The following is a 21,681-nucleotide window of genomic DNA, read 5'->3' on the forward strand; positions in this document are numbered from 1 at the left end:
CCATGCAGTCCTTCGAAGTAACAACGGGCGTGACCCTTCCTCCACTGGTGGGCCTGCAGACCGAGCGCGAGGTGACCCGGCTGCTCTACACCGAGGCCGAACTGCTCGACCAGACCCGCTACGTCGACTGGTTCAACACATGCCTGGCCGAGGGCTTGGAGTACCTCGTCCCGGTCCGCACCACACGTGAGCGCAAGCCGGGAGCATCGGAGTTCGCCACCGACAGCTACCACATGCGCGAGACCTACAACACGATGAAGGCCCGCGTGAACCGGCTCCTCACCGAGCACGCCTGGGCCGAGGACCCCGCCTCGCGTACACGTCGCGTCGTGAGCAACATTCGCATCGAGGAGACCGGCCCCGACGAACTCCTCGTCAAGAGCTACCTGAACCTCTACCGCTCCCAGTGGGACACCGCAGACTACGACCTCCTCGTGGCTGAGCGCGTCGACACGGTGAAGAAGGTGGCCGGCCAGTGGAAGATCGCCCGGCGCGAGGTCTTCTTCACCCACACGGTCCTCGGGACCCCGAACCTCGGAGTGTTCCTGTGAGCGCACAGAACGTCACGACGGGGACGAGCGACGAGGTCGTGTCCGAGGGGCCGGTCATCACGATCGTCAACGAGTTCGCCGACATCAGGATCCAGAAGGTGTACACCCGCAACGGGGAGCGCCTTCGCGTCGTGTCGTACCGGCGCGGGACGGAGATCCTGCTGGACGCGATTCAGCTCGAGAGCCTCACCTGGCAGTCGCCTGACGATTTCTCCCGGCTGCTCACCGCATCCGTCGGCCCCGACACCACCGGCTTCGACTCGTCCCTCGGCTAAGTCCTGGTTAGGAACGTCATGACCAAACACCTCATCACCCATCTGCGCTACGCCGCGCTGGCGACGCCGGACCTCCAGCAGCAGCTCGACTTCTACACCAACGTCTGGGGTCTGAAGGAGGTCGACAACGACAGCGGCCTCCACTTTCTCGCCGCCGAGGGATCGCCGGAGAACTATGTGATCCGCCTCCGCCAGGGCGACAAGCGGATGGACCTCGTCTCCTTCGGCGCCGCGAACCCGGCCGACGTCGATGAACTCGCCGGCCGCCTCATCGCCAAGGGCGTGAAGCTCATCCACGAGCCGCGCGCCCTCGACACCCCCGGCGGCGGATACGGCATCCGGTTCTTCGACGGTGACGGCCGCACCGTCGAGGTCTCCGCCGACGTGGCCACCCGCAAGCACCGCAAGATCGAGGAGCGCGAGGGCATCCCGGTCAAGTTGTCGCACTTCGTCGTCAACTCTCCGAGCCCCGAGGCAACGGTGAAGTGGTACATCGACCACCTCGACTTCCGCCTCTCCGACTCACTCAGCCTCCCGCACATGGGGGAGATGATGTGGTTCCTGCGCTGCAACCCGCAGCACCACAGCTTCGCGGTCGGCCGGGCGCCGCACGTCGCGTGGCACCACGCCTCCTTCGAGCTGCGTGATGTCGACACCTTCATGTTCGGCACCGGCCGTGTCCTGCGCGCCGGCGGCGAGAAGGTCTGGGGGACCGGCCGCCACCACGCGGGCGACAACACCTACACCTACTTCATGGACCGCGGTGGCAACTGCGTCGAGTACACCACCGAGTTGGAGATCATCCAGGACGAGGACCTCTGGCATCCGTCCGTCTACGACCTCAGCGTGCCCGAGAACATCGACCTCTGGGGCACCTCCGACCCGTTCACCGAGCTCGTTTCGAAAAAGCAGTTCAACGACCCCGACAAGAGCCTTTTCATGGCTCCTCCCGTCTGATGTGAGTTCTCCGACGAAGCCGGTCCAGCGGGCACGCGTGTGCGACACCACAACAATCAGAACGGGAACACCTCATGTCTTTGCTCGCCAACCACGTCGTCCTTCTGTCCGGCGGCGGCTCCGGAATGGGCCGCGGAGTGGCACGCCACTTCCTCAGCGAGGGCGCCCAGCTCGCGATCCTCGAAATCGTCCCGGAGAAGGTCGAGTCACTGAAGGAGGAGTTCGGCGACGAGGTGCTCGTCATCCAGGGCGACGCCACCAAGTTGGCCGACCTCGATGCCACCAAGCACGCCGTGCTCGAGCGCTTCGGCCGGATCGACTCCTACGTCGGCTGCCAGGGCGTCTTCGACGGCAACATCCCGCTGAAGGACATGCCTGTCGAAAAGATCGAGAGCACCTTCGACGAGCTCTTCCACATCAACGTGATGTCCTACATCCTCGCGGCCCGCGTCTTCGTCGACGAGCTCGAGAAGACCGAAGGCTCCATCGTCCTGACCGCATCCGTCGCCGCGTTCATGGCCGATGGCGGTGGGCTCTTCTACACCGCCACGAAGGGCGCCGTTCGCAGCGTCATCGGTCAGCTGGGCCTGGAGTTCGCTCCGAAGGTGCGGGTCAACGGCATCGCGCCGGCGGGGTTTGCCGGGAGCGAGCTGCGCGGCCCCAAGGCCCTGGCCCTGGACGGTCAAAAGCAGTCCGACATCCCGAAGGAGGCCTTCCTCAACCTGTTCCAGGAGGTCAGCCTTCTGCAGGAGCTCCCGACGCCGGAGGATCACGGTCCGTTCTACGCCCTCCTCGCCTCGAAGACGAACAAAATCGCCACGGGCCAGGTCTTCGTCGTGGATCAGGGCGCGCTCAACCGCCCCTTCCTCAGCGCGCCGCACCGCCCCACCAGCGGCGGCATCGGCTGAGACCCCAAGGAGCATCGAATGTTTCAGTACTTCCCGACCAACTACGTCTGGAACCTGTCGGTCAACATCGCCTTGACGTGCGGCGCCAAAATCGGCGAGATCGACCAAATCTGCAAGCCGCTTATCGAGGTCTCCAAGCAGGGCGACGACACCGGAACCACACAGTTCTTCAAGTCCTGGGTGGAGAAGGCCGACTCGATGGTCAAGCGGGCCGAGGACGACCTCAGGCGTGGCCGCACGCTCGGCGCCGGCGCGCTGTTCAACCGCGCGTGGATCTACTACCTCGTGGCCGAGCGCATGCAGAGCCCTGACTACCCCGAGCGACAGGGCGCCTACGACAAGATGGTCGACACGTTCGCCAAGGCGGTCGAGTACGCCCAACTGCCCGTCGAGTCCGTCGAGATCCCCTACGAGGGGACGTCCTTCCCCGCGCTGTTCATCCCCGCCGAAGGCGTCAACGGCCCGGCCCGCACCATGATCTTCTGCAATGGCCTGGACAGCATGAAGGAGATGCTCTTCGGCACCGGCATCGCCCACGAGTTCGCTCGACGCGGCATCAGCACCCTGATCGTGGACCAGCCCGGCACCGGCGGCGCCATCCGCCGGCGCGGCCTTTACGGCCGCTATGACAGTGAGGTCTGGGCAGGCGCCGCGGTCGACTACCTGCAGACCAGGCGGGACGTCGATGGCGACAAGATCGGCATGATGGGCGTCTCCCTCGGCGGCTACTTCGCACCCCGCGCGGTGGCCTTCGAGAAGCGGCTCAAGCTGTGCGCCGTGTGGGGAGCGAACTACAACTGGGGCGAGCTGCAGAAGCGGCGCCTCCAGCGCGAGGGTGAGAACCCGGTGCCGCACTACTGGCAGCACGTCCAGTGGGTGTTCGGCAAGGACTCGCTGGAGGAGTTCATGGCCTGGGCGCCGAACATGACGCTGGAGGGCGTGGTCGACAAGATCTCCGTCCCCTTCCTCGTCACCCACGGGGAGGACGACAAGCAGATCCCCATGGAGTTCGCGACACCGCAGTACGAGAACGCCGTCAACAGCTCCTTCCGGGAGTTCCACCTCTTCACCATCGACGAGGGCGGCTCGGCCCACGCCGGCGCAGACAATGAGGCCATCGGCGCCTCGTTCATCCCGGACTGGGTCAACGAACACCTCTGAGACCGCGAAGGTCCCGGCGATCACCGCCGAGTCCGTGGTCCGGGCCGCGGACCGGCTCATGACGGCGACCTCCTCGGGCCAGCCCTGTGAGCCGGTCCGCCACCCGATCGGGCGCGACGACGTGCGCGGCTTACGCCGTCCAGTCCCGCATCACTGCGGGGCGGATTGCCGCCGACGCGACCGTCGTCGGCCGCAAGATCGGGCTCACCTCCGAGGCGGTGCAGGCACAGCTCGGAGTCGACCAACCCGACTTCGGCGTCCTTTTCAACGACATGGAGTACGTCGGCGGCGACACGCTTCCGGCAGATGCCGTGCTCCAGCCTCGGGCGGAAGCGGAGATCGCCTTCATTCTGAAGGAAGACCTTTCCGAGGGGGCCTTGGACTACGACCAAGTCAGGGCCGCGATCGACTATGCCGTAGCTGCGATCGAAATCTGCGGCAGCCGCATCGCGGGATGGGACATCAGCTTCGGCGACACCGTCGCTGACAACGCCTCGGCAGGTGCGTTCGTTCTAGGGCCTCAGCGCAAGCGTCTCGACGAGTTCGAGCCCCTCGAGGCCACGATGACGATGAGCATCGACGGCCAGGAGGTCTCGACCGGCACGGGCGCAGCCTGTATGGGCGACCCGATCAATGCCCTCGTGTGGCTGGCCCGCCAGGCCCGTGACCTCGGGGAGCCACTCCAGGCCGGCCAGGTCATTCTCTCCGGCGCGCTCGGTCCCATGCGGCCGATCGCGCCCGGCAACGTCGTGCGCAGCACGGTGGCGGGCCTCGGCTCCGTCACCTTCACAGTAGGAGAGCAGTCGTGACGAAGACGAAGGTCGCGATCATCGGCTCGGGCAACATCGGCACCGACCTGATGATCAAGGTGATGCGCACCAGCCAGCACCTCGAGATGGGTGTCGTGGTCGGAATCGACGCTGAGTCCGACGGCCTCGCGCGCGCCGCGCGCTTCGGCTTCGCGACGACCCACGAAGGCGTCGACGGCCTGATGGCGATGCCGGAGTTCGCGGACGTCGAGATCGTCTTCGACGCCACGTCGGCGAAGGCGCACGAGTACAACGCCAGCAAACTGCAGCCGTTCGGCAAACGGCTGATCGATCTGACGCCGGCCGCGATCGGCCCCTACGTCATCCCGGCGGTCAACCTCGACGAGCACATCGACGCGCCGAACGTGAACATGGTGACGTGCGGCGGCCAGGCGACGATCCCGATCGTCGCCGCGATCTCTCGCGTCGTCCCGGTGGCGTACGCCGAGATCGTGGCCTCCATCGCCTCGAAGTCGGCCGGCCCCGGCACCCGGGCCAACATCGACGAGTTCACCGAGACCACCTCGGCGGCGATCGCCCAGGTCGGCGGGGCCCGGCGCGGCAAGGCGATCATCATCCTCAACCCTGCCGAACCGCCGCTGATCATGCGCGACACCGTGTTCGCGCTGGTCAACGCCCCGGGCCCCAGCACCCTTGAGGAGATCTGCCAGTCGGTGGAGAAGATGGCGGGCGACGTGGCCGCCTACGTGCCGGGCTACCGCCTCAAGCAGCAGGTGCAGGTCACCGAGATCCCGGCCGACCAGCCGGTCGAGAGCCTGCTCGAAGCAGGCGCCGAACGCCCGACCCACCAGGTGTCAGTGTTCCTCGAGGTGGAGGGCGCCGCGCACTACCTCCCGGCATACGCCGGCAACCTCGACATCATGACCTCTGCCGCGCTGCAGATGGCTGAGCGGATCGCGGCCGCGAAGGGCGACAACAACTGATGAGCACTCCCCTCTTCATCCAAGACGTCACGCTGCGCGACGGTATGCACGCCGTCCGCCACCGGATCACCCCCGAGGACGTGCAGCGCATCGTCCTCGCTCTCGACGAGGCCGGCGTCGACGCCATCGAGGTCGCCCACGGTGACGGCCTCGCCGGCTCGTCGGTCAACTACGGCCCGGGCTCCCACACCGACTGGCAGTGGATCGAGGCGGCAGCCGCCGTACTCAAGCGGGCGCGGCTCACCACACTCCTCCTTCCCGGCGTCGGCACCATCCACGAACTCAAGCACGCCTACTCGCTGGGTGTCCGGTCCGTGCGCGTCGCGACCCACTGCACGGAGGCCGACGTCTCCGCGCAGCACATCGCCGCGGCCCGCGGGATGGGCATGGACGTCTCCGGATTCCTGATGCTCTCGCACATGGCGCCCCCGGAGGAGTTGGCGAAGCAGGCGAAGCTGATGGAGTCCTATGGCGCCCACTGCGTCTACGTCACCGACTCCGGCGGTCGGCTGACGATGAACGACGTCGCCGCCCGGGTAAAGGCATACCGCGACGTGCTCGACCCGCAGACCGAGATCGGCATCCACGCCCACGAGAACCTCTCGCTCTCGGTCGCCAACTCCGTCGTCGCCGTCGAGAACGGCGTCTACCGTGTCGACGCCTCACTCGCCGGCCACGGCGCGGGCGCGGGCAACTGCCCGATCGAGCCCTTCATCGCGGTCGCCGACCTGATGGACTTCAAGCACGGCTGCGACCTGTTCAAGCTGCAGGACGCCGCCGACGGCATCGTCCGGCCACTGCAGGACCGCCCGGTGCGGGTCGACCGGGAGACACTGACCCTCGGCTACGCCGGCGTCTACTCGTCCTTCCTGCGGCACGCGGAGAACGCCGCCCAGCAGTACGGCGTCGACGTCCGCGACATCCTCATGGAGTGCGGTCGCCGCCGGCTGGTCGGCGGCCAGGAGGACATGATCATCGACATCGCTCTCAACCTGCTCGCCCAGCAGGAATGATCCCGCCTCCACCTGAACCGCTCCGGATCTGATGGGGCATCTCCAGCGAACGCTGACGGTTCAGACGGCCGGTCAGCGGCTGGCGCGGATCATCACGGTGAGGACCGGCGAGGCCGGTGACGGTTGGCTCTGGCCGATGTCTTCGTACCCCCACGACTTGTAGAGCGCGTGGACCTTTCCGTCGCCGGCGGCCGGGTTGACCATGAGTGTGACGTACGGCTCGCCGCGCGCGGCGAGGAGCGCGTCGTGGATGCGGCGGGCGGTGCCGGTCTTCCGCCAGGCCGGCCGGACGCCGATCTCCTTCAGGGCCATGGCAGGGAGCTCGGTGTACTCCTCCGCCGGGGCCGGGCTGGTGCGCTGCCAGTAGCGGTCGCCGTGCGCGATGGTGTTGCCGTAGGCGTAGCCGACCGGATGTCCGTTCGTATACGCGAGGACGGCCGTGAACCCCGGGTCGGTGCCGTGCCGGTCCAAGCGCTCGCCGAACGCGGTGACCGCGTAGTTCGGCAGGTGGAGCAGCGGGGCGCGCACGTCGGCGTACACGTCGAGGAGGTCGCCGCGGACGGTGTCGAGGGTGGTGAACCTGCGCAGTTCGATGGCGGGCGCCGTGGTCATGCGGCCATCCTCCAGGCGGCGGCGTGCTCGGTCCAGGTCTGCACGCTGGGGCTGCCCGGCGCGATGGCACGCAGCGCGGCCCCGAACTCCTGCAGCATGCGTGTGACCCGAGCGTGCTGGGTGGCGGCGTCGGCGGGGACCTTCATCGCGGTGGCCGTGGCGGATTCGGGGGCGCCCTGCGCGAGCTGGGCGTGTGCGAGCCGGGTCGTGGTGATGGCCAGGGACCGCACCATGTGAGGCCGGAGGGCGGACAGGCAGCGGTGGGCGTGGTACTCGGCGGTCGGGTAGTCGCCGAGTGCCAAGTGCGCGGAGAGGGCCAGGGCGTCCAGCTCGGCCTGGTCGTAGAAGGCGAGCATCCACACCGGCCGGTAGTCGGCGGGGTCGGCGCGCAGCATGGCGTCCTGCGCCTGCTCGAACGCGCGCCGGGTTCCGGTGCGGTCCTGCGCCGCGCCGTGGATGGCCCCCTGCCGGGCCAGGCCGAGGGACGCGAACAGGGGGTCACGGCGTGTGAGGTGCAGGTTGCGGGCGACGTCGTTGGCGGCGAGCGCGTCGGCGGGACGGCCCATGTGCCGGTACATGGTTCCCGCGTGACTCCAGATGCGGAACTTGATCGCCTGATCGCCGGACATCTCGGCGAGGGCTTGGGCCTCACGCATGTGCGCCTTGGCGATGTCGTAGCGCCGGCCGTCGATGGCGGCCCACATCGCCGACGAACGGAACGCCGCTGCGGAGGCGTAGAGGCTGCTGCGTACACGCTGGCTGGCGCTGCCGGCGTTCTGGAGGTTCAGTGCCTCGTCGGCGAGCGCGGCGGCCCGCTGCTCGATGCCGAGTTGGCCGCCGTGGCGGTGGTCGCTGGCGATGATTTCGGCGAAGCGCTTCTGCAGACGGTCGACGTCGCTCATGCCGATACGGCGCGGCGATGCGGTGCCGGGAGCGGCGGCTGCCGCGGCAGCCGCCGCTGCGATGCCGCCGACGAGGGTACGGCGCTTCATGTCGGGGTCCTCCTGCTGCGGTGGGGCTGGGGTGGACGGAGTCCGGCCCCGTGGGACGAACCCTAGAGCGATGGCGGGCAGACCGCTGACGTCTTCAAGTGCCTTGCGAGTAGCCGATTTTGGCCACATGACCCGGCCTGCCTTCCAGGCCCGGACTGATGAGCCGTCGAGGCCACCAGGTCGCCCGGTCAGCTGCTCTAAGGCCTTGTTCACAGCGTCAGAAAGGCTGTTGGAGCTGTAGCCGTGTTCGGCCATCCACGCCTCAAGAACGGTGTTGCGCGTGGTGTCCATGTCCGCACGGTAGCTCTCACGCCCCCACACTCACCAGGTAAACAGAAGGTCAAATCGCCCTAGGTCCTTCCGCGGGAGGGACGGCTGATCGCCCTAATCGCCTTGCTCGAAAAGGGAGTTGTCTTGTTGTCGGTCGCCCGCCACGCCCCACCGTACGGGCGGCTGCTGACGGCCCGGCCCGCCCCTGAGGTTCCCCCGCAGGGGTGGGCCGGGCGCAGAGACAACCCGAAGGCTCCCCCTGATGACGAGTCTCACCAAGCAAGTTCACGTCGCCTCTGTGGGTCATCCCGCCTATAGCCAGACCTTCCCCTGCGAGCCGTCCACGGCCGAGATCGGCCGCCGGCTCCTCCGGGACGTCCTCGGCATATGGCATCTCGACAACCTCGCCGACCAGGCCGCGCTGATCGTCACAGAGCTGATCGCGAACGCCGCCAGGCACACTCCGTGCCACGAGATCCGCCTGTTGGTCGAGCGGCCGAGCGCGACACGGCTGCGTGTCGGGGTGTTGGACCGGGCGCCGGCGCGCTTGCCGGCTCTCAGCCAGGCCGATGGCGATGACGAGTCGGGCCGCGGGTTGCTCCTCATCGACGCAGTCGCCGACTGCTGGGGATACGACCTGCACGGCTCGGGCAGGCGCCCATGGGGCAAAGAAGTCTGGGCCGAACTCCGCGTCAAGGACGGCGCGTGAAGACCCCGGCCACGGCGAGCCCGCCGCTCCCGCACGTCGCCCACCTCCGCCCCGCCAGCAGATGGCCATGGACTGTGCCCTCTGCGCCCGCCCGCTGGGAGCGAGTGGCCGGGTGCTGGGTGAGGTACGCCACCGGGGCCTGCCGTTCCGGCTCTGGGCCTGCATACCCGACTGCCAAAGGGTCGGATCGGCCATCCCGACCACCTGAGAGAAGGAGACATTCTCCCGTGGAGTGGCCATGGCTCACCGGTGATTGCCGGCTCGGCTGTGAGCGCACCGGAGTCCTGGTGATCTGGCTCGGCCCGGTGCAGTGGGATGGGCAGCACGCCCTCTTCTGCGCGTGCGAGCCGTGCCTCGACCGCCTCAAGGCTCAGGCACTCGCCTACTTCATGGAGCGGCAGCCGGCGTCCGCTTGATCAGACTGCCGGCACACGACTTCCCGGCGTGAGGCAAGCAGCCCGCGAGGACTTCCTGCGCGGGGCACGTCCCCTCGTGCCGGGAGGCCAGGAACCGTCCAGGGAGCCAGCCGTTCGGCAGCTCTCCGCTTGATGGGGCCTGGTGTGCACCAAAGTCCAGCAACACACCAGCAATTACGAGGAGTTGGAGCATGACCCGTAACACCGTAGTTCCCAGCCTTACCGAAGTGCGTCCCCAGATCCCGGGGGCATCGGACGGCTTCGATTTGGACGTCTCCCTCGTCGAGATCGCCGACCCGGCGGGCCTGGTCAACCTGACCGACGACAACTGCGGGTCCACCTGTGGCGCCTGCACCACCAACGTCGCCTGACCCGGACCGCAGGTCACCCTGGTCTGGTGCCGCCGCGTCCCGGCGCGGCGGCACCAGCCGCCCGTCCCCTCGCCCTACGGAGGTAGTGGTGGTTGCTCAGCCCGCAGCGTTCCGAACCGGCTCCACCGCTCTCATGCGCGCCGTGGCCCGGCCGTCCCTGCCGGTTCCTCCGTGCCCTGCCCTCGATGACCGCTCGCCCAGCGGTTCGGCGGCCTGCGTGGCGTGGCTGCGCGCGATCTGGGCGAACACGGACATCACCGAAGCACTGCAACACTCCAGCCCGGTTCTGGCCGCGCAAGTACGGGCCCTGTACAGGGCCGAGCGTCCTCTCCTACGGGATGTGCGGCGCGCGGCGCTGTCTGTGGCCCGTTACCTGCTGCGGGCCCAGCACCGGGCGACGCCCTTCGGTCTGTTCGCCGGCGTGGCCACCGCGGAGTTCGGCCCGCAGGCACGTGCAGACTGGGGCGAGAAGCACGTGGCCGTCGGCCGCGCGGGGGCAGAGTGGTTGGCCGCCGTGGTCGAACGGTTGGAGACGTGCCCGGACCTCCTCGACCTGCTGCCCGTCGTCGTCAACAACACCGTGACGAGCCGGGGAGACCGGCTGATCGTGCCGTTCCAGCCCGACGTCCAGGACGACCGGACTCGCGCGGTCGAGGCGTCCCTGGCCCTGACCGAACCGGTGCGCGCGGTCCTGGCCGCGACCCGGGCGCCGATCCGGTTCGGCACCCTCGTGGACAAGCTCCGGGCGGAGTTCCCCGAGGCCGGACTGGAGAAGGCGCGTCGCCTGCTGGAGGAACTGATCCAGCGGCGGGTGCTGATCACGAGCCTGCACGCGCCGAGCACCGAGACCGACGCCCTCCGGTACCTGCTCAGCCAACTCGACGCGGTCGACGCCCGAAGCCTTGCCCTGGTCGCGGAGACGGTACGCGAGCTGCATGCGGTCCAGGCGGACCTGGAGGAGTGCGCCACGCACGCCGGCAGGGACAGCGTCGCGGCACGGATGCGGACTCTTGTTCCTGGCCTGCGCCGCCATCCCATCGCGTTCGACCTGCGCCTGGACGCACAGATCGTGCTACCGGACGAAGTAGCCCGGGAGATCGAGCGCGCCGCCCTCATCCTGACCCGGGTGAGCACCCGCCCGTACGGGACCGCCGCGTGGGACGAGTACCACCAGCGGTTCTACGAGCGGTACGGCATCGGCACGATGGTGCCGCTCGCGGAGGTCGTGGCGGACAGCGGCACGGGATATCCCGATGGCTACCCGGGCACTCCGGTCGGCGTGCGTCAGCCTCGCGTCTCCGCTCGGGATGACGCCCTCGTACGGCTGGCGCAGGCCGCCGCGCTCGACGGACTCGACGAGGTGGTCCTCACCGACGAACTGATCGCGGCCCTGGACGTGGGGCCCGATGAACCCCGGGTGCCACCGCACTTGGAGGTGGGGGTGCGGGTGCACTCAGCCAGTCTGGGGGACTTGCAGCATGGGCAATTCCGGCTGGAGGTCGTGAGCGTGTCCCGAGGCGCCGGAGTGTCCACGGGGCGGTTCCTCAGCGTGCTGGCCTCCACCGACCGCGAGGTCCTGGCCGCAGAGCTCGCCGATCTCCCGGCCGCGGACGGCAACACCGTGCCCGCACAGCTCTCCTTCCCGCCGCTACTTCCCGAGAGTGCCCACGTCACCCGCGCTCCACAGGTCCTCCCCACTGTGGTCAGCCTCCAGGAGCACCGCGCCCCGGCGGACGCCGTCCTTACCCCGGAGGATTTGGCAGTGGGGTGCGACGGCCGTCGCATGTACCTCGCCGTCCCGGAGCGAGGCCACCGTGTTGAGGCCATCGGGATCAACGCGCTGAACCTGCACACGCACACGCCGCCGCTGGCGCGCTTCCTCACGGAGCTGTCCCGCGCCCAGTGCGCGCAGGTCACCGTGTTCGACTGGGGCGCCGCAGCAGCGATGCCGTTCCTGCCGCGCCTGCGGTACGGGCGCATCGTGCTGGCCCCGGCACGCTGGCGGCTGGAGACAGCCGACCTGCCAGGCCGCGCTCGCCCCCGGGCCGAGTGGGACGCCGCCGTCATCGACTGGCGAGCCCGGCGACGGCTGCCGCGCCGCGTCCACCTCGTCGAGGACGACCGACGTCTCTTCCTTGACCTCGACGAAGCCGGCCACCGGACGCTCCTGCGCCAACACCTCGACCGTACCCGCCTGGCCGTGCTCACCGAGGCCCCGGAACCGGAGGCGTACGGCTGGTGCGACGGGCGAACCCACGAGGTCGTAGTGCCCCTCAAGGCGACCCGGCCGCCGGCGTGGCCGCCCACGCCCGCCCCAACCCGAGCCCGTTCCCTCTCCCCGGCACAGATCCAGACCCCGGCCTCCTCCCCGGCGCTTTTGGCCACCCTGTATGGAGACCCCCGCCGCCAAGACACCCTGCTGTCCCAGCACCTTCCTGGCCTCCTCGAACAACTCGGCAACCCACCGTGGTGGTTCATCCGCTTCCGCGACCCGGACCAGCACCTCCGCCTACGCATCGCCCTCCCCGACCCGGGAGCTTTCGCCCGGACGGCCCGCACGGTGAGCGCGTGGGCCGACGAACTGCGCGGCGCCGGCCTGCTGGCCGACCTGCGCTACCCCACCTCCTACCGCGAGATGGGTCGCTGGGGCTCCGGCGCCGCATGGGACGCGGCCGAGGAGGTGTTCCGGGCGGACTCGCGCGCCGTCCTGGCCCAGCTCGCGCAGCCGCAGCGCCCCAACCAGCGCACGCTGGTGGCGGCCCACACCGTCGCCGTCGCCTCCGCGTTCCTCGGCAGCGCCGAAGCGGCAATGAGGTGGCTGATCGACCACATCCCGCCGACCGCCCCCGTGCCCATTCCGCGCCCGCAGTTCACCGAGGCCGTACGGCTTGCCGACCCCCGCGACGACTGGGCGGCGCTGCGCGGTGTCCCGGGAGGGGACGCCATCGTGTCGGGATGGGCAGACCGGGATACGGCGCTCGCCGCATACCGGCCGCACCTGCCGGGCCCGGACACCCAGGGCATCGCCGTCGACGACGTCCTGACTTCCCTGCTGCATGTCCATTTCGTGCGGCACGTCGCGGTCAACTTCCCCGAGGAAGAGGTGTGCCTCTATCTGGCGCGTGCCACCGCCTGGCCTGGACCGCCCGCACCACCAAGAGGCCGTCGTGACCGCCCGTCCCGCTCTCGACCTGGTCGACGCCGTTGCATCTCAGCTTGCCGACCCCGATACGGCGTTCCGCAGGCCCCGGGCAGCATCCTCCTACCGGCAGCACCTCGCCTACGGCCCTCCCGGCATCGCGCTCCTGCACATCGAGCGGGCAGCGGCCGGTCTGGGATCGTGGCAGCGCGCCCACGACTGGCTCGCCGCCGCCTCGCAGAAGCCGTTGACCAGCGGCCCCGACAGTCACCCCTTCTATGGAATGCCTGCCTTCGCCCACGCCCTGGCCTGCGCCGCCAACCACCTACCCGGCTCCTACCATCGCGCCCTGAACACGATGGACCGACAGATCGAGGTCGACGTCGCGCGCCGTCTCGACGCCGCACACCGCCGCATCGACGCTGGACGCCTGCCGCGGCTCGCCGAGTTCGACACCATCCGGGGCCTCACCGGATACGGTGCCTACCTCCTGCGCCGCAACCCCGGCAGCTCCACGACGCACGCCGTTCTCGACTACTGCGTGCGCCTCACCGAACCGATCACCCACCACGGCGAGACCCTGCCGGGTTGGTGGACGGAGACTGGGCCTTCGGGCAGCCCGGACGACCGATTCCCCGGCGGGCACGCCAACACCGGCATGGCCCACGGCATCGGCGGCGTGCTCGCGCTCCTGGCCCTCGCCGCCCGGAGCGGCGCCTTCACCGACGGGCATCACGCGGCACTGCGCACCATCCTGGCGTGGCTGGATCGCTGGCAGCAGGAGACCGGCCGCGGACCGGCCTGGCCCTACTGGATCACCCGGGACGAGTTGCGGACCGGTCGCCTCGCTCCGTCCGCGCCCCGGCGGCCGTCCTGGTGCTACGGAACCGCCGGCCTTGCCCGCGCCCAGCAACTCGCCGCGCTCGCCCTCGGCGATACCGGCCGCCAGGTCGACGCGGAGAACGCCCTCGTGGTCGCCCTCACCGATCCCGACCAGCTGAAGGCCACAACCGACACCGGTCTGTGCCACGGCTTCGCCGGCCTTGCCCACATTGCCGCCCGTACGGCCGACGACGCCCACCCCTCGACCGTGGGCCGACTCCGCGCCGTGATCCCGGCGTTCCTGACTGCGGTCCATCCACCGGGCACCGACCCCGATCTCGCCGCCACGGCGCTCATTCAGGACGAGGAACGGGGCCCCGGTCTGCTTGACGGCGCCGCCGGCAGAGCCTTGGCGCTCCTCGCGTCCAGCACCGCCGCACCGCCCCGGCCCGCCTGGGACACCTGCCTGCTCATCGCCTGATCCGCCGACCGAAGGACCCCTATGCCCTCTGACCGCTGGCAGCAGCACAACATCACCTTCGCCGACCGCGGGAGCGCCCGCCGCGCCATTGCCGAACGCCTCGGTCCCGCCCTGATCGCGGCCGAGGCCGACGGGCAGCTCACCGGCTGGTGGTTCATGAACAAGCAGCCCTGGCCACTGCGGTACCGCGCTGAGGAGCCCTCACCGGTCATCGAGTTGCTACTGAGCGATCTCGTCGACGACGGCGTAGCCGTGTCGTGGCTGCCCTGCATCTACGAGCCCGAGGTCGACACGTTCGGCGGCCCGGACGTCATGGACGTCACCCACGAACTGTTCCACAGCGACTCGCGCCACCTGCTCACCTACCAGCCGGGCCCGGAACACCTGGGACGCAGGGAGACCGCCGTCCTGCTGACGAGCGCCATGATGCGGGGTGCCGGACTCGACTGGTTCGAACAGGGCGACGTGTGGGCAAAGGTCGCTGCCCTCCGCCCGACCGCCAGCCCTCCACCACCCGAACGAGCCGCCGAACTGGCCTCGGCCATACGGAAGTTAATGACCGCCGATGTCCGCGGCCTCTGCCGCCAGGGAGGCCCGATGCCCGCGCACGACGCATGGGTGAGCGCCTTCGAACGGGCGGGAGCCACGCTCGCCGACCTCGCCAACCGAGGCGCTCTCACCCGCGGCCTGCGAGCCATCCTCGCCCATCACGTGATCTTCCACGCCAACCGTGCCGGTCTCCCCCGGGACGACCAAAGCGCCCTGTCCCACATCGCACGAGAGGTCATCATGGGAACGAGTGACAGCACCGCGTCGCCCGCCGAGGCAACGGCCGACGCCGATAGCGTCGGCGCGGTGAACACCGACACGATCGCCACCCCCACGGCGGACGCCGAGCGCCTCCGCAACGCCCTGGTCGACCAGCTTCGCGCGGACGGACATGCCCGTACGAGCGCCGTCGAGAACGCGTTGCGGACCGTGCCGCGCCACGTGTTCGTGCCCGATGCTTCGCTCGAAGACGCCTACGCCAACGCCCCGGTGCACATCAAGTACGACACCGACGGCACGTCCATCTCCTGCGCCTCCCAGCCGAGTGTCGTCGCCCTCATGCTGGACCAGCTCGGCGCCCAGTCCGGCGAGAACATCCTCGAACTCGGCGCAGGCACCGGCTACAACGCCGGTCTGCTTGCCCATCTGGTCGGCGAGAGCGGACACGTGACCACCCTCGACGTCGACGACGACCTCGTGGAGGGCACCCGCGCGCACCTCGCCGCCGCCGGCATCGCCAACGTCGAGGCCGTGACTCGCGACGGAGCCCTCGGCCACGCCGAAGGAGCGCCGTACGACCGGATCATCGCCACCGTGGGCGCCCACGGAGTGCCGCACGCCTGGCTGCAGCAGCTCGCCCCCAGCGGCCGGCTGCTCATCCCCCAGCGCCTCAAGGGCACGGTCTCTCGCTCCATCGCCTACGAGCGGCGCGACGGCCGATGGGTGTCCCTCGGCAGCGAGATGAACACCTTCATGCCACTCCGGCGGGGCATCGCTGACGACGACCGTCGTGTCGTCCCACTCAGCGCGGACGGTACCGTCCGGCTTCAGGTCCCCGCCGGCCAGAACGTCGACGCCGACGCCCTTGCCGGTGTCCTGGACCAGCCGCGTACCGAGGAGTGGACTGGCATGACGGTCCGCGCCATGGAGTCGCCGGAGTGGATGGAACTGTTCGTCACCTGCTCCCTTCCCTCTGGCCTGATCCGGATGCTGTTCCCCCACAGCGCCAAGGGCACTCTGCTCACCGAGGATCCATACCCCTCGTCGACGGCGGCCGTCGACAAGGGAGCCGTCACGTACCTGGCGCGCCGCTTGTCGCAGGATAAGACCCCCGAGAGCGGCAAGCTCTGGGAGTTCGGCGTCATCGGCCACGGCCCCGGCAGCGACGGACTGGCCACGAAGGTCGCCGACGCCATCCGTACCTGGGACCGGGAGTACCGCGGCCGTGAGGCCACGTTCGAGATCCAGCCCCTTGACGCCTCCGCCATCGAGCAGCGCCCCGGCCTCTTCGCCCTCGACACCCCGCTGAACCGCATCGTTGTCGACTGGCAGTGACGCCCCGCACGTAGTGGACGGTGCCCGTCGGCGTACGGCTGGCGGGCACCGTCACCTCAACAGTTCCCACTCACGCCCGGGGGGCCCATGGACCCGCACGGACCCACAGCCCAGCGCTTTCCGCTCGTCGCCCGATTCCGGCCCGCCTGCCTGCCCCTGCCCGAGCGCGTGCGCGCGCTCGTCGACCTGGCCGACAGCGCGGTGAAGAAGACTGAGCAGGGCCTCGCCTCGGCCGTCTACAACCAGGCGGCGCTCCTCGCCTCCGATCTCGGCCTTCCCGACCTCGCGCGCGAGATGTGCCACCAACACGCCGCCGCCTACCTCCATGCCTGCCCCTTGCCCGGCATGAGCGCGATCCGAGGACTGGAACCGGTCGTCAACCTCGCCCGCCTCCAGATCCGCGCCGGCCGCGTGGACGAAGGCCGCCGACGACTGCTCGACCTGTACGAGGCAGTCGAGGCGGGCACAGCTGCTCGGTTCGAGGGCATCGCGGTACCGGCGGACCTCACCGAGACCGACGAGGACCGCCACGAGGTCCGTGCGTGGCTGTGGCGCGTACTCCTCGCCGACGGCACACGCACCCTCACCACCGAGGGACGATGGGCGGAGGCCCTGGCTCACATCGAAGCTCACCGTGGCGTGGGCAGGCGGATGCTCGACGGGCGCCAAGTCGCCGTACTCGCCGTTCTTGTCGCGGGTGACACGGCAGAGGCCGCTGTTCTCCTCGCCGACACGATGCCCGGGGACACGTGGGAGCAGGCCGTCACGGCATGTCTGGCCACTCTGTTCCGCCGCGACGCCGGGCTGCCGGTCGACGGTCATCTGACCGACCTGGTGACCACCTACTTTGAGCGGAAGACCGAACCTGGGATGACCGTCTTCGATGTCAGGCTCGGGCTCACCGTTCTCGACGCGATCGGCTCCACCCAGGCGCCCGGTGCGCGCCGCATCGTCGAGGAACTGCACCGTAGGACGACGGATGCCGAAGACGGCTACGCGGCCCGCGAGAACCTGGCGAACCCCCTGTTCACCGCGCTCGCCACAGACCGGCAGGAGCAGGACTGCCGCGCTCTGGTGCGTGCTTGTGCCCTTGGCACAGGGGCCATTTCGGACAAGCTGCAAGCCGAACTGACAATGGCTGTGCGCGCCAGCGACAGTGTGATCCGCGAAAGCCTCGCATGCTCAGAGCAGTTGGCTCCCTGAGTGCTGCCCCGGAAGGTTGTCAGTCCTCGTTCATAGGATCACGGCATGTCCGATGCCTTCACCGTCCTGTGGACCCATGACACATGCCGTGCTCTGCGCAAGGAGGGGCGCACGGGCGAGCGCCCGCCGGTTGCTTTCAGCGGTGTGCATTCTTCCCTGCCTGCCTGGTCAGGTGCCCGTGCTGGGGACGAGGTGTACGCGCTGCACGTCAACCGGGGCGTCGTGTTCGTGGTGAGCCGGATGCGGGTGATCGACAGGGAACGGCGTGACTGCTGCGGCACCGCCCCGGCAACATGGCAGGACCCGGCCTTTTCCGGGCACGGCGACTGGTCGATGCTCGGTGCCAACGGTTGCGGCGCAGCGGCAGTGCACGTGGACGCGACGCCCGTACGCTTCGACATGCCGATCCCCGGCGATCTCCTGGCAGGGCTTACCTGGCGAAACCGCCGAGGCCAAACCCGTGGTCTGAAGTACGTGATGGACGGCCGTCTCGAGCGTTCGATCAGCCTCCAGGGGTTCTACCGCCTGACCTCCGAGTCGGCCGGCGAATTGGCGAAGATCGTCGACACCCCTGCCCCTTGACGCTGACGCCTGTGGACGAGCAGGCGACCGGATCACCCGCGCTGGGGCCATTCCTCCTGTAGCACCGATCCGTTTTTCGTCGCCCAGCACGTTGCAGTCGTCGGCTCCCCGGCTGTGCGTGAGGTCGTGATCAGTGACGCCGGTCTTGTGTCGACTGCGGGGGCAGGGCGGTTGCTGCCGGGTGGAGCGGGGCACTGGGGCGCTGTGCTGTGCTGCGGGCCTGTGCGGCGCGGGCGCGTGCGCTCGGTACCGGTCTGGTGCTGAGGCGTTGGATGCGCCAGGTCAGGACCCGCGCAGGGCGGTGGGCGTCGGCCAGGGCACGCTGGTCGGCGGCTTGCTGGAGAAGCCGTTCCGGGTCGTGGCCGGCTGCTTCGGCTTTGGTGAGAGCGCTGGTCAGGGCGTTGAAGGCGGGGTCTTCGATGATGTGCTCGGCGTGGTCGGGCACGGCCCGACGGATGTGGTGGATGTGCCGGTCCACCGTCTGCTGGGGAGGCCGACGCTGGGCGAGGGTGGCCAATGGTGCTGCTGCGGCCTGGTCGTAGGCGGCCTGGAGGTGCAGCAGCGTCTGGTGGGCGGCGGCAACCTGCTGGTTGTGGTGCCGAAGCCGGTGCCAGCGGGCGGCGGCGATGACGACGAGGACCGCGACGTCCAGGAACATCGCCAGGGTGTTGCCGTCCCGGGGAGCGGGCTCGCGGAGCATCGCCCGCACGGCGCCGCGCAGGGCGCGGGCGTGGTGGTGTTCCGCCTGGACGCGGGAGCGGGTGGCGCGCTCGAACGCGGCTGCTGCCTCCTGGAGTCGGGGGCGCAAAGCGTGGGGTGCGAGGAAGGGGAGGACGTCGAGAACTTCGCCGAAGGCGGCGAGGTGGGCCTGGGCGGCTTCGCCGTCGGCTTGGTCGAGGTGGCGAGGGATGCGTTCCGCGGAGGCGGCGGCCTGGTGCCAAGGGCTGGCCCTGTGCCGGTCCGGTCGGCCGCTGGACTGCGGGGCAGTGCTCTCCAGGCGTTTTTGGATCTTGGGGAAGGATAGGTCTGGGGCGAGTTCGGAGCCGGAGAACCAGACGGGCTCGTTGTCAGCAGTGGTGGTGTCTTTGCTGGCGACCTTATAGCCGCGTACGTCGCCGGAAGGGAAGTACACGACTTCGACCAGCATGCCGTCGGTGTGGCTGAGCAGGCGGATGAACTCCTCGGTGCTGGTGGTGGCGGCCACTGCGGTGCGGACGATGGTGCGTAGGCGTTCACGAGCCGGCTTGTCCTGGCCTTGGCGGCGGGCCTTTTCCTGTTCGGCGCGGGTGGGGCGCTTGGCGGCGGTGCGGTCTCCGCGGGTGACTTGGAAGAGGCCGTATTCCTTTTCGATGGTGGCGAGTTCGCGGTCGGCGGTGAGGTAGTCGTTCCAGTGGCGCGCGGTGCGCAGGTCGCCGCGGACCTTGGTGGCGGCGATGTGGATGTGGTCGGGTGCGTGGCGGACGGCGACCCAACGGCAGCCGTCCGGGTCGTCCTGGGGCGCGATGCCGGTGGCGGCCACAACGCGGCGGGCGATGTCGGCCCACTCCTCGTCGCTGAGGTGGCGGTCGGTTGTGGCGGCGCGGAGGGAACAGTGCCAGACGTGCCGCTCGGGGGCTCGGCCGAGTCGGCGGGCTTGCTTGACGCGGAGGTCGAGGTCGGCCACGAGGAGCTTCTTTGTGGCGGTGAAGTCGTCGGTGCGGCCGGGGTCGGGGGCGAAGCCGTCCCAGGAGGCGACGAGGTGGGGGTCGGTGTGGTCTTTGGCCTTCTTGGTGTCGAACAGGTAGCGGATCAGGCCGGCTGTGTCCTTGCCGCTGCTGATCTTGGCGATCACCGGGCCGCCTTCTTGGTGACGGTCTGGTTCGCCGCTGCCGCGATCGCGCTGATGGCAGCGCGGACCGCGCCCAGGGTGCGTTCGGTCTGGGCCAGGGTGGCGGTATCCCCAGGATGTGGATGACCGCCGGAGTTGAGCTTCCGAGCGATCTGATTGGCGTTGTTGCCGATCTTGGCGACCTGCTCACGCAGGGCGGTCAGCTCGTCGATGTAGTCGTCGAGCGGCGTGCGCTGGCCGGGTAGGGCGAGGTCGCCGTGGATGTGGGCCATGACGACGGCGCCGACGTAGTGGGCGCCGGCGATGTTGAGCGACCGGGCCTTGGTGAGGATGGAGGTCTTCTCTTCGACGCTGTAGCGCACATCGACGCGTTCCTTGCGCTGGGTGTCTTTGCGCTTTCGGCGACGGGCGATGCGGTGAAGGGCGGCGGCTTCGGAGGCGCGCGGCAGGAAGACGGCCGCGGCCTTGGCGGGCTGTTCCCCCTCGGGTGCCCCCTGGCGCCCGAGGATCTCCGCCACCCCTGGGGCGGAGCCCCCATTGGACCGGCCCTTGGACGGTCCAACGGCATACCTTGCTGCTGTTCGGTGGGCCGGCCTGGAGGGTTCCCTGCGGTGGCCGGAGGGGGCGTCGTCTGTGGGGTTGTCGTGCACAGTGTGCTCCGGTGGCAGGTGGGCAGGGCTTCGTCACGTCCGTCCCGTGGCTGGTCAGGACAGGTACGGACAGGCATGCAGGTACGGATCGATCCGTTGCGGCGAGGAAGTCCGTCCCCGCGCTGACCTGCGCGGGGACGGATGGGACGGACTGAGACGGTCCCAGAGGGAGGCGAGTCAGCGGGCGCGCTTGAGGCCGGTGGTGCCGGGCAGGCCCACGGGTAGCGACCCGGTCGGAGGGGCAGGCGGTTTGCTCTGGGTTGGACGTGCGGGCGCGGACTCGTGTCCATCTGCGCTGGCTGGCCGGGCGGTGGTGGGGTCGGGGCAGTAGCGGGCCCAGGCGTCGAGGAACTGGTTGCGGGCGTATGCCTTGGCCTGGCGGCCCTGTTCGAAGTGGGAGTTGGCCGGGCGGATGTCGAAGTCCCTGAGTAGCGCCGACAAATGGTAGGCATTCAGCCCTTTGGTGCCGTAGTCCGGCCATGGAGATTCGGCGTCTGCCAGTAGCGCGGCGAGCAGGTCCTGCGAGCGCAGGGCCTCTTTGTTTCCTTCCTGTTCGAAGACGCGGCGGATGTCACGCAGCAGCCGTGTCTTCAGGGTCGTCTGCTCGTCTTGGACGGCCTCGTGCTGAGCCATCGCCAGGCAGGCGGTACGGGCGCTGGTGGGCCAGTGGCCGCCGGCCAGGTCGGCGACGATGATCAGCGGCTCCCAGGTGTCCGCAGCCCGGTCCTCGACCGGCATCGCCGGCACCAGACCGGCAGCCGCGCCACGCAGCGGGGTCAGCCACGCGGTCAGTGCGTTGTGGCAAACCGGATCTCGTTCGAGGTGTGCGGCGCGGGTGGCCATCTGGACGGAGGTTCGGGTGCGGCCACGGGCATGAAAGAACGG

20 protein-coding genes and 1 pseudogene are annotated in these 21,681 nt (G+C 69.4%); 16 read left to right on the forward strand and 5 right to left on the reverse strand.

Going from position 1 to position 21,681, the window contains the following annotated elements; genetic code table 11:
* Positions 1 to 2 precede the first annotated feature (2 nt).
* The 8 genes from ACFYQA_RS32850 to dmpG all read left to right on the forward strand — a co-directional run bounded on the left by ACFYQA_RS32850 (position 3) and on the right by dmpG (position 6,618).
* The gene (locus tag ACFYQA_RS32850; protein ID WP_360034856.1) at positions 3 to 551 is read left to right on the forward strand and encodes an aromatic-ring-hydroxylating dioxygenase subunit beta; all 549 of its coding nucleotides are present in this window, start codon (positions 3 to 5) and stop codon (positions 549 to 551) included.
* A complete protein-coding gene (locus ACFYQA_RS32855; protein ID WP_360034829.1) occupies positions 548 to 826 on the forward strand; it encodes a dihydrodiol dehydrogenase in 279 nt (92 codons plus the stop codon). The genes ACFYQA_RS32850 and ACFYQA_RS32855 overlap by 4 nt, the downstream gene beginning before the upstream one ends.
* A gap of 18 nt (positions 827 to 844) precedes the next feature.
* Positions 845 to 1,783, forward strand: a complete 939-nt coding sequence (locus ACFYQA_RS32860) for a VOC family protein (protein WP_360034832.1) — start codon at positions 845 to 847, stop codon at positions 1,781 to 1,783.
* A gap of 74 nt (positions 1,784 to 1,857) precedes the next feature.
* Complete coding sequence (locus tag ACFYQA_RS32865) at positions 1,858 to 2,691, forward strand: SDR family oxidoreductase (RefSeq protein ID WP_360034835.1); 834 nt, start codon at positions 1,858 to 1,860, stop codon at positions 2,689 to 2,691.
* An 18-nt stretch (positions 2,692 to 2,709) separates the two neighbouring features.
* On the forward strand, positions 2,710 to 3,852 hold the full coding sequence (locus ACFYQA_RS32870) for a prolyl oligopeptidase family serine peptidase (RefSeq protein WP_360034838.1): 1,143 nt from the start codon (positions 2,710 to 2,712) through the stop codon (positions 3,850 to 3,852).
* Between the two features lie 86 nt (positions 3,853 to 3,938).
* Positions 3,939 to 4,661: a fumarylacetoacetate hydrolase family protein gene (locus ACFYQA_RS32875; RefSeq protein ID WP_360034841.1), complete on the forward strand. Its 723-nt coding sequence runs from the start codon at positions 3,939 to 3,941 to the stop codon at positions 4,659 to 4,661.
* Positions 4,658 to 5,605: an acetaldehyde dehydrogenase (acetylating) gene (locus ACFYQA_RS32880; protein WP_360034844.1), complete on the forward strand. Its 948-nt coding sequence runs from the start codon at positions 4,658 to 4,660 to the stop codon at positions 5,603 to 5,605. Before ACFYQA_RS32875 ends, ACFYQA_RS32880 begins: the two co-directional genes overlap by 4 nt.
* Positions 5,605 to 6,618 carry a 4-hydroxy-2-oxovalerate aldolase gene (gene dmpG, locus ACFYQA_RS32885; RefSeq protein ID WP_388925832.1) on the forward strand — a complete coding sequence of 338 codons (1,014 nt, stop codon included), beginning with the start codon at positions 5,605 to 5,607 and terminating at the stop codon, positions 6,616 to 6,618. The genes ACFYQA_RS32880 and dmpG overlap by 1 nt, the downstream gene beginning before the upstream one ends.
* Before the next feature lie 72 nt (positions 6,619 to 6,690).
* Here the strand turns inward: dmpG and ACFYQA_RS32890 are convergent, their stop codons facing one another.
* Positions 6,691 to 7,230 (reverse strand): GNAT family N-acetyltransferase, encoded by a 540-nt coding sequence (locus ACFYQA_RS32890; RefSeq protein WP_360034850.1) that lies wholly within the window; start codon positions 7,228 to 7,230, stop codon positions 6,691 to 6,693.
* Positions 7,227 to 8,513, reverse strand: coding sequence for an XRE family transcriptional regulator (locus ACFYQA_RS32895; RefSeq protein WP_388925835.1), 1,287 nt, complete (start codon positions 8,511 to 8,513; stop codon positions 7,227 to 7,229). Before ACFYQA_RS32895 ends, ACFYQA_RS32890 begins: the two co-directional genes overlap by 4 nt.
* Positions 8,514 to 8,754: 241 nt before the next feature.
* Between ACFYQA_RS32895 and ACFYQA_RS32900 the strand changes: the two genes are divergently transcribed.
* From ACFYQA_RS32900 to ACFYQA_RS32935, 8 genes and pseudogenes are all read left to right on the forward strand, one after another.
* Positions 8,755 to 9,201: an ATP-binding protein gene (locus ACFYQA_RS32900; RefSeq protein WP_360031171.1), complete on the forward strand. Its 447-nt coding sequence runs from the start codon at positions 8,755 to 8,757 to the stop codon at positions 9,199 to 9,201.
* A 227-nt stretch (positions 9,202 to 9,428) separates the two neighbouring features.
* The gene (locus ACFYQA_RS32905; protein ID WP_388220674.1) at positions 9,429 to 9,617 is read left to right on the forward strand and encodes a hypothetical protein; all 189 of its coding nucleotides are present in this window, start codon (positions 9,429 to 9,431) and stop codon (positions 9,615 to 9,617) included.
* Between the two features lie 191 nt (positions 9,618 to 9,808).
* Positions 9,809 to 9,988: an FxLD family lanthipeptide gene (locus ACFYQA_RS32910; protein WP_360031175.1), complete on the forward strand. Its 180-nt coding sequence runs from the start codon at positions 9,809 to 9,811 to the stop codon at positions 9,986 to 9,988.
* Positions 9,989 to 10,205: 217 nt separating this feature from the next.
* Positions 10,206 to 13,159: pseudogene (locus ACFYQA_RS32915) on the forward strand (lantibiotic dehydratase).
* Entirely contained in the window at positions 13,156 to 14,430 is a 1,275-nt protein-coding gene (locus ACFYQA_RS32920; protein WP_388925839.1) for a lanthionine synthetase C family protein, read from the forward strand. Before ACFYQA_RS32915 ends, ACFYQA_RS32920 begins: the two are co-directional and overlap by 4 nt.
* 21 nt (positions 14,431 to 14,451) lie before the next feature.
* Complete coding sequence (gene fxlM / locus ACFYQA_RS32925; protein ID WP_388925842.1) at positions 14,452 to 16,533, forward strand: methyltransferase, FxLD system; 2,082 nt, start codon at positions 14,452 to 14,454, stop codon at positions 16,531 to 16,533.
* A gap of 87 nt (positions 16,534 to 16,620) precedes the next feature.
* Positions 16,621 to 17,736, forward strand: coding sequence for a hypothetical protein (locus tag ACFYQA_RS32930; protein ID WP_388925845.1), 1,116 nt, complete (start codon positions 16,621 to 16,623; stop codon positions 17,734 to 17,736).
* Between the two features lie 45 nt (positions 17,737 to 17,781).
* Positions 17,782 to 18,318 (forward strand): hypothetical protein, encoded by a 537-nt coding sequence (locus tag ACFYQA_RS32935; RefSeq protein WP_388925848.1) that lies wholly within the window; start codon positions 17,782 to 17,784, stop codon positions 18,316 to 18,318.
* 130 nt (positions 18,319 to 18,448) lie between these two features.
* Here the strand turns inward: ACFYQA_RS32935 and ACFYQA_RS32940 are convergent, their stop codons facing one another.
* From ACFYQA_RS32940 to ACFYQA_RS32950, 3 genes are all read right to left on the reverse strand, one after another.
* A complete protein-coding gene (locus ACFYQA_RS32940) occupies positions 18,449 to 20,149 on the reverse strand; it encodes a relaxase/mobilization nuclease domain-containing protein (protein WP_388925851.1) in 1,701 nt (566 codons plus the stop codon).
* Positions 20,146 to 20,664, reverse strand: coding sequence for a plasmid mobilization relaxosome protein MobC (gene mobC / locus ACFYQA_RS32945; RefSeq protein ID WP_388925854.1), 519 nt, complete (start codon positions 20,662 to 20,664; stop codon positions 20,146 to 20,148). The genes ACFYQA_RS32940 and mobC overlap by 4 nt, the downstream gene beginning before the upstream one ends.
* 309 nt (positions 20,665 to 20,973) lie before the next feature.
* The coding region (locus ACFYQA_RS32950; protein ID WP_388925857.1) for a DUF3631 domain-containing protein at positions 20,974 to 21,681 on the reverse strand (708 nt) is incomplete at its 5' end.

It is taken from the genome of Streptomyces sp. NPDC005774 (assembly GCF_042871645.1).
GTDB lineage: Bacteria > Actinomycetota > Actinomycetes > Streptomycetales > Streptomycetaceae > Streptomyces > Streptomyces pratens.

Coding starts and splice junctions, on each gene's coding strand:
- ACFYQA_RS32850 (WP_360034856.1), top strand. CDS start 3: ATGCAGTCCTTCGAAGTAACAACGGGCGTGACCCTTCCTCCACTGGTG.
- ACFYQA_RS32860 (WP_360034832.1), top strand. CDS start 845: ATGACCAAACACCTCATCACCCATCTGCGCTACGCCGCGCTGGCGACG.
- ACFYQA_RS32865 (WP_360034835.1), top strand. CDS start 1,858: ATGTCTTTGCTCGCCAACCACGTCGTCCTTCTGTCCGGCGGCGGCTCC.
- ACFYQA_RS32870 (WP_360034838.1), top strand. CDS start 2,710: ATGTTTCAGTACTTCCCGACCAACTACGTCTGGAACCTGTCGGTCAAC.
- dmpG (WP_388925832.1), top strand. CDS start 5,605: ATGAGCACTCCCCTCTTCATCCAAGACGTCACGCTGCGCGACGGTATG.
- ACFYQA_RS32890 (WP_360034850.1), bottom strand. CDS start 7,230: ATGACCACGGCGCCCGCCATCGAACTGCGCAGGTTCACCACCCTCGAC.
- ACFYQA_RS32895 (WP_388925835.1), bottom strand. CDS start 8,513: ATGGACACCACGCGCAACACCGTTCTTGAGGCGTGGATGGCCGAACAC.
- ACFYQA_RS32900 (WP_360031171.1), top strand. CDS start 8,755: ATGACGAGTCTCACCAAGCAAGTTCACGTCGCCTCTGTGGGTCATCCC.
- ACFYQA_RS32910 (WP_360031175.1), top strand. CDS start 9,809: ATGACCCGTAACACCGTAGTTCCCAGCCTTACCGAAGTGCGTCCCCAG.
- fxlM (WP_388925842.1), top strand. CDS start 14,452: ATGCCCTCTGACCGCTGGCAGCAGCACAACATCACCTTCGCCGACCGC.
- ACFYQA_RS32930 (WP_388925845.1), top strand. CDS start 16,621: ATGGACCCGCACGGACCCACAGCCCAGCGCTTTCCGCTCGTCGCCCGA.
- ACFYQA_RS32935 (WP_388925848.1), top strand. CDS start 17,782: ATGTCCGATGCCTTCACCGTCCTGTGGACCCATGACACATGCCGTGCT.